Source organism: Bacillus sp. S4 (assembly GCF_040838205.1).
In the GTDB taxonomy this organism is placed as follows: domain Bacteria; phylum Bacillota; class Bacilli; order Bacillales; family Bacillaceae_G; genus Bacillus_A; species Bacillus_A cereus_U.
Genome location: NZ_JBFPJI010000174.1, coordinates 1 through 6,757, shown reverse-complemented (window position 1 = coordinate 6,757; position 6,757 = coordinate 1). Strand labels below are relative to the sequence as shown.

Here is a 6,757-nt window from a genome sequence, read left to right as displayed (position 1 = left end):
ATATTTATATGTATACGGCTTACAACGTACAACATGATACGTGTTCCTTGTAACGGAGGACGACCGGTAAGAACTTACTTCAGCATTCGGTTCTACTTCTCGGAGATGATTTTCGGTTACGAACTGAGCATTGGCTTTCAGCAAAATACCAACTCTCTGGGGAACAGCCCTGTAACGTACTCGTTCTCGTCAATGAATTTTTATTTAAGTATTCTGACAATATTTTCACATGTTTTTTTTAGAAAGTCAACATATTTTTTGGGAAATATACTTTCCTGTAGAAATATAGCTGAGAATATGAGGTTTAATGCTGTTTGTAAAAATGCTGTAAAACATTATAGAGAATTGTAAAGTTTATGGAGAAAATCGATATTTATAGGAGTAAGGGAGGAATTATTTGAATTTACAGAGAATAATACAACAATCCACTTGCTGGAAAGAACAAACCAAAAGAGGTGACTGAAATGCTTGCGATGGGAGTATTATTTGGCATTATTGCTATAATTGGTTTTATGTGGTTATATTATTCGCGTTCGTTTAAACAAGCAGAAGTTTTACTCTTTCAAAAAGGTAGTTTGTTGACAAATCAGTCTAGATATTTAGTATGTCCGAAGTGTGGAAGTGCGCAGGCCAGGAGTGGAGGATATCAAGAGTGTTGCAAAACTAGATTATGAAAGAAGGAAGCCTCACATTATTTTGTGAGGCTTCCTTCCTTACAATTTCTTAGCGCTCCAAATTGTCCAATGATCTCTTTCGATGATAGGAGAGACGTTTTGTAATGCCGTTTGGATATGATGTAGAAGTTGAGAAAGTTCATTATCTGTTAATTCATATAGAATGGATCGTCCGGTTCGAGGAGATAAATCTTGCAGCAATGCTTCTACAGAATCATGTGTTTTTCGTACTTCCCAGTGTGCTTTAATGGGGAACACTTGAAGAGAATATTTTTGTAATTCTTGCTGTATAGTAGTGGTTTTTGGTCTTCTTTTTGATTCTATTTCAATGAGTTTTGGAAATACAGAGAAAAAGTATCCACGAATGTGTTCAGGACTTCCTGGAATTGTACAATCTTCAATAGTTCGGTCTTGTAAAATAAGTATACCGTCCTGTTTTAATATGCGAGAAGCCTCTCGTATAAATGTAGGAACATCTTGTAAATGATGGATGACTGCGCGAGAAATGACAAGGTCGAATGATTCGTTAGGATATGGAATGTTATGCGCATCACCGTGAATGAATGAAATGTTTGGGAAGGCATTACAATTTTCTTTTGCAGCTTGTAATATTTCTTTTGAAAAATCAAGCCCAACAACATTTTTGGCTCCCATAAGAGCAAGTTCTTTCGTATAAATGCCTCCACCACAACCTATATCAATTACTTGTTTGTTTTGTACATCTACAATATTGTTTATTGTTTCCTGCCATGAAATATGTGCGTTACGATTTGCATACGTATACTTATTATTTGCATCATGAAAATTAATGGACATTGTAAAATCCTCCCTTCAGTGTATAGTATAGCTCATTCTATATAATGTAACGTTTTTGTTTTATGCATGAGGATTATAAGAATTTCTTATTGGAAAAGGAGAATCGATTTGAAAGGGAAATATTTAATGTTTTTATGTGTTATTTTACTCGCGTCGTGTGGTCAAGCCGAGCAAAAGAAGGAATCGAAACAAGTAGAGGAGACAGTGAATGAAGTGAAAGAACCATTACAAATAACTGTTATACAAAAAGGTAAAGAAGAAAAAAATTTAAAGAAAATGGATGCGGAGTTGGTGGTGGATATTATAAACAAAGCGGAAAAACAAGAAGTAACGGGTAGTTTTGGTGAACCGGAATATGAAATACAAATTAGTAGAGATGGGAAAATTGAAACATATTATGCATGGTTAAGAGGAGAAGATCGCCGAGGATGGATTCAATATAAGAAAGATATGTATATGCTGAACGAAAAAGATACTGAAAAACTTTTGGCTATATTTCCAAAGATTCCAGAACAAAAAGAAGATGAGATGCAAGTAGGGCCTTTAACGGAAGTAACGAAAAAAGATTTGCAGATTACCGCGTTTCATATTAAAGCAGGCGATCAAAAAATAAATTATACGGTACGTTATACGATTTCACAATCACTATATAATAAGTTAGCAAAGGAACAAGAATATTATTTGCAATTGATTTTCCCGGAAAAGGTTCAAAAATTAATTGGAGCAAAAGATAGTGAAATGATTTCAGCTGAAAAAGTAAAGGAAGGGTATAAACAGTATGAATTGAATGTTACTGTTCCGATAAAAGATGCTTCAGAATCACAATTAAAATCACTAGAAACCTATTATGATAATTACGATTTACAAATATTAAATAGTAAGAAAGAAAAAGTAGGAGCACTTCAAAACATTATTCAAATTGTTAAAGAGTATGGTGAAAAAATGAATTTACAAAGATAAAGTGAAACTTTAATCAGTGGGGGGGAATCCCCCGCTGATTTTAGCACGACTCCCACCTAACTTCTTTGCTCCAGCTGAATTTTGAGGTGGGAGTCTTACTGCCCGCAAATAGCGGGATAAATATGAATCGTAAAGTCTATATGGCCTTTCCTAGGAAATGATAATAGAGGGGAAAGGTCCCCCTCTATTATTTTGCTTTTGCAGATGGCTCATTCATTGATTTTCGTGTAATTAGAAAAGAAATCATAAGAGCAGAAAGAATAATAAGGGCTATAAATAGGTGATTTGGCAACCAATCTAATAATAATACGTAGCTGACGGTATAAAAAATAAGAGTTGAAGCTAAAAACGATAGAGCGCCTATCATAAGAGATTGTAATTTCATTTGTATTTACCTCCTTTTATTTTTATTTTTGGCTAAAAATGGATGAAATAAACATTATTTCTAACAATAGAAAAAAATATGTCATAATAGAGAAAAGAATAAGTTTTGCTGAGTGTATATGGCTCAGTAAAGTGAGATAAAGGAGAGGGAAATGAAAAATAATAAAAAAGGATTATGGGGAGTTATCGTTGCAATAGGGTTATTTTTACTGTCTAAGTTAAAATGGGTATTTGCCATTTTTAAGTTAGCAAAATTTTCAACTGTATTTAGTATGTTTTTATCGCTTGGTGCATACGCAGTCATATATGGTTGGAAGTTTGGGGTAGCACTCGTTTATTTGTTGTTTGTACATGAGATGGGGCATTTATGGGCAGCGCGAAAGAAGGGTATACCAACATCGCCAGCAATCTTCATACCTTTTATGGGAGCTCTTATTGGGATGAAAGAGATGCCGAAAAATGCAAAAGATGAAGCATACATTGCCTATATGGGACCTCTTTTCGGATTGCTTTCATTTTTACCCGCGATTCCACTTTATCTGGTAACGAAAGAGCCGTTTTGGGCGCTTATTATTTTACTTGGCAGTATGATTAATTTCTTTAACTTAATTCCAGTTTCTCCGTTAGATGGTGGACGAATAATTTCAGTTGTAAGTACGAAAATTTGGGGAGCAGGGCTAGTTTTACTACTCGGCTATTCTATTTACTATAAGAGTATTTTGGGAGGATTTATTGTTATTATCGGCTGCATGGAACTATATAGAGTAATAAAGAGAGATGAGCCGATTAAGGAATTAGGATATAGAATCGATGGAATGAAAGCATATGTTGCTAGGCTTGAAGAGGAATTAAAAGAAACTGGTGCGGTGCATCGAACGATTTATATGATTCACCATGAGATGAATGTATTAAGACAAAGAGAACGTGAAAAAGAATTAAAAACAGGAGAACTTCAAAAGATTGAAGTGCTAGAGTACCTTTTACCAAAGTTTGAGCCGCTTGATTATGTCCCATATGAAGATGAAAAAGAAATGCATACAATTCATATAAGAGAAGCATTTGAAATGTCAGAAAGAAAATTAAATGAATGGGAAACAGAAAAAGAACAACAAGAAAATTATTATAAAGTCGATACGAAAACGAAATGGACAGTATTTGCTTGTTATATCGGATTAATGGCTATACTCGGTTATACAGCTTATGAAGGTTATGTTGTTTTACAAGAGCATTTACCAAGGAGAAGTTTGTAGGAAAATAGTGTCGAAATGACAAGAAGGATTTAAACAGGAATTATATTTCTACGAGAGAATGTTACAAGTGTAACAGTACATTGTAATATTCATAGTAGAAAAGGGGTTCTGTATATGAAGAGATTGTTAAGTGTATTGGTAACTATTACTGTGATGGCAATAGCGAGCTATAGTCTTATGAAAGTACTATTATATTATGGGAATAAGTCTGCTGGAGTAAATACAGTAGCACAAATAGAAGAGGTACAAGAGAAGAAGAAGACACTCGATTTTGTTCGTACGACACATGAAAGTTATAATAATTTCTTGAATTATGGTAAGGCAGAGAAATATACAGATGGGGACTGGAAACATTTTAAACAATGGTTTCAAGGGCAAGAAGCCTCTTTAAAAAATATACATAAAGAAATAAAAAATGAAAAAATAAAACGCGATGTGAATAGAAGTTATGAAATTGTAAAGAAAGGTGTGGAGCTTCAGAATGTTGAGTATGTAGTCTATGCTCATCGCGTATATCATGACTTGGATATACTTGTGAATAAATATAAAGGTGAAACGAATGTATGGGGGTATACAGAGTTTGGAGATGGACAGAATATAAAAAGGATTGAACAAGCAATACAAACAAAGTAGTAGGCTAGCTAGAATTCTAGTTAGCTTTTTTTTGAGCACAATTAATGTGGGCTAATAATTAGTGGCGGATGGGAGCACGCCACTAGTTAAAATTTATTTAATATGTGAATTGTTCATATATTTTTCACAAAAACACCATGTTAATAGTGATTAAAATCACAATATGTATTATACAATTCAGTTAAACTAAAAACAGTTAAGGAAATAGAGGAGTGGGAGACAATGTTAAGTGCAAAAACAATTGAAATCGTAAAGTCAACAGTACCGTTATTACAAGAAAAAGGCGTTGAAATTACAACGAAATTTTATCAAATTTTATTTTCGGAACATCCGGAGTTATTGAATATTTTCAACCATACGAATCAGAAAAAGGGAAGACAACAACAAGCGTTAGCAAACGCTGTTTATGCAGCTGCAACGTACATTGATAATTTAGAAGCTATTATTCCAGTTGTAAAACAAATCGGTCATAAGCATAGAAGTTTAGGTATTAAAGCAGAGCATTATCCAATAGTAGGTACATGCTTACTACGAGCGATTAAAGAGGTCGCAGGCGCACCTGATGAAGTTTTAAATGCATGGGGAGAAGCGTATGGCGTCATTGCTGATGCATTCATTAGCATTGAAGCGGATATGTATGAAGAAGCTGCACATAAAGAAGGTGGATGGAAAGATTTCCGCAACTTTGTGATTGTTAAAAAAGTGAAGGAAAGCGACGTTATTACATCATTTTATTTAAAACCTGAAGATGGCGGGAAAGTTTCTTCATTCATCCCAGGACAATATGTAACGATTCAAATAAATATTGAAGGTGAAACATATACGCATAATCGTCAATATAGCTTATCTGATGCTCCTGGAAAAGAATATTATCGTATTAGTGTAAAGAAAGAAAAAGGTGTAGATACACCAGATGGTAAAGTATCTAATTACTTACATGATCATGTAGGGGAAGGAGATGTCTTACCAGTAAGTGCACCAGCGGGAGATTTCGTATTAAATATGGAGTCAACATTACCTGTTGTACTAATTAGTGGTGGAGTAGGTATTACACCGATGATGAGTATGTTAAATACGTTAATTGAACAAGAATCAAAGCGTAATGTATGCTTTGTTCATGCGGCGATAAATAGTAATACACATGCGATGAAAGAGCATGTTGAGACAGTAGAAAAAGAGTATGAACAAGTTAAAGCATATACTTGCTATTCTTCACCGACAGAGCAAGATGTGGAAATGAAGAATTTTGATAAAGAAGGATTCATTGAACGTGAATGGTTACAAACTATTATTCCAACGACTGAAGCAGAATTTTATTTCTGCGGTCCAGTACCATTTATGAAACATATAAATGCTGCATTAATTGATTTGGGTGTTAAACAAGAAAACATTCATTATGAATTTTTCGGTCCCGCAGCAAGCTTACAATAGATTAAATTTGAACAAGCAAAAAACGAGGTATTATTTTACCTCGTTTTTTGCTTGTTCTCTTAATAATCGATTTACTGTCTCACGGCGTACGCCTATGAGCTGACCAATTTCAGTTTGTGTTAATATTTCATAAATAGGGATGTCACCTAAATATACGGTGAACCATTCTTGTAAACGATGAAGGCGCTCTTTAGGAGAGACCGTTGTCAATTGATCGATACGCTGTTGCATCATTCGTAACTTCGCTTGTAATTGCATAGCGATATTTGCATATGATGCAGGATTTGCCTGAAGTTTATCGTACCATTCATTACTAATTATAGGCTCAACTTCTGTTTTCATTAAAGCGATAGCTGTACCGTGATATTCCTTCGGTGAAATTAAAGAATGGTGAGGTATCGTTTCACCAGGAACGATAATATTAAATAAAAATGGTGTTCCGTCTTCTTCTAATCGAATAACTTTTAATAAACCTGTTTTTATAAAGTATAAAGGACCGTCCTCACCTTGACGGAATAATATATCTCCCTTATGTAGAATCAATGTTAGCCCCCCATTAAAATATTTCTATTTCTTATATTTTAGCGTATATGTATAAAGATAATATGC

At 34.1% G+C, this 6,757-nt stretch carries 8 protein-coding genes; 5 read left to right on the top strand and 3 right to left on the bottom strand.

Features of this window, described 5'->3' with window-relative positions:
- Nucleotides 1-464: 464 nt before the first annotated feature.
- Nucleotides 465-674 (top strand): hypothetical protein, encoded by a 210-nt coding sequence (locus AB3X48_RS15260; RefSeq protein WP_000880631.1) that lies wholly within the window; start codon nucleotides 465-467, stop codon nucleotides 672-674.
- A 39-nt stretch (nucleotides 675-713) separates the two neighbouring features.
- On the opposite strand, the gene AB3X48_RS15255 is transcribed toward AB3X48_RS15260, so the two are convergent.
- The gene (locus AB3X48_RS15255) at nucleotides 714-1,490 is read right to left on the bottom strand and encodes a class I SAM-dependent methyltransferase (RefSeq protein ID WP_016104301.1); all 777 of its coding nucleotides are present in this window, start codon (nucleotides 1,488-1,490) and stop codon (nucleotides 714-716) included.
- Between the two features lie 108 nt (nucleotides 1,491-1,598).
- Between AB3X48_RS15255 and AB3X48_RS15250 the strand changes: the two genes are divergently transcribed.
- Entirely contained in the window at nucleotides 1,599-2,450 is an 852-nt protein-coding gene (locus tag AB3X48_RS15250; RefSeq protein WP_016104302.1) for a YhfM domain-containing protein, read from the top strand.
- A 187-nt stretch (nucleotides 2,451-2,637) separates the two neighbouring features.
- Here AB3X48_RS15250 and AB3X48_RS15245 read toward each other — a convergent pair whose 3' ends face one another.
- Nucleotides 2,638-2,835 carry a hypothetical protein gene (locus AB3X48_RS15245; protein WP_000776287.1) on the bottom strand — a complete coding sequence of 66 codons (198 nt, stop codon included), beginning with the start codon at nucleotides 2,833-2,835 and terminating at the stop codon, nucleotides 2,638-2,640.
- A 151-nt stretch (nucleotides 2,836-2,986) separates the two neighbouring features.
- Between AB3X48_RS15245 and AB3X48_RS15240 the strand changes: the two genes are divergently transcribed.
- The 3 genes from AB3X48_RS15240 (at nucleotide 2,987) to hmpA (ending at nucleotide 6,148) form a co-directional block, all read left to right on the top strand.
- Nucleotides 2,987-4,084, top strand: coding sequence for a site-2 protease family protein (locus AB3X48_RS15240; protein WP_002158635.1), 1,098 nt, complete (start codon nucleotides 2,987-2,989; stop codon nucleotides 4,082-4,084).
- A gap of 114 nt (nucleotides 4,085-4,198) precedes the next feature.
- A complete protein-coding gene (locus tag AB3X48_RS15235; RefSeq protein WP_016104303.1) occupies nucleotides 4,199-4,717 on the top strand; it encodes a hypothetical protein in 519 nt (172 codons plus the stop codon).
- 222 nt (nucleotides 4,718-4,939) lie between these two features.
- Entirely contained in the window at nucleotides 4,940-6,148 is a 1,209-nt protein-coding gene (gene hmpA / locus AB3X48_RS15230; protein WP_016104304.1) for an NO-inducible flavohemoprotein, read from the top strand.
- Between the two features lie 30 nt (nucleotides 6,149-6,178).
- On the opposite strand, the gene AB3X48_RS15225 is transcribed toward hmpA, so the two are convergent.
- A complete protein-coding gene (locus AB3X48_RS15225; RefSeq protein ID WP_016104305.1) occupies nucleotides 6,179-6,691 on the bottom strand; it encodes a Crp/Fnr family transcriptional regulator in 513 nt (170 codons plus the stop codon).
- Nucleotides 6,692-6,757 lie beyond the last annotated feature (66 nt).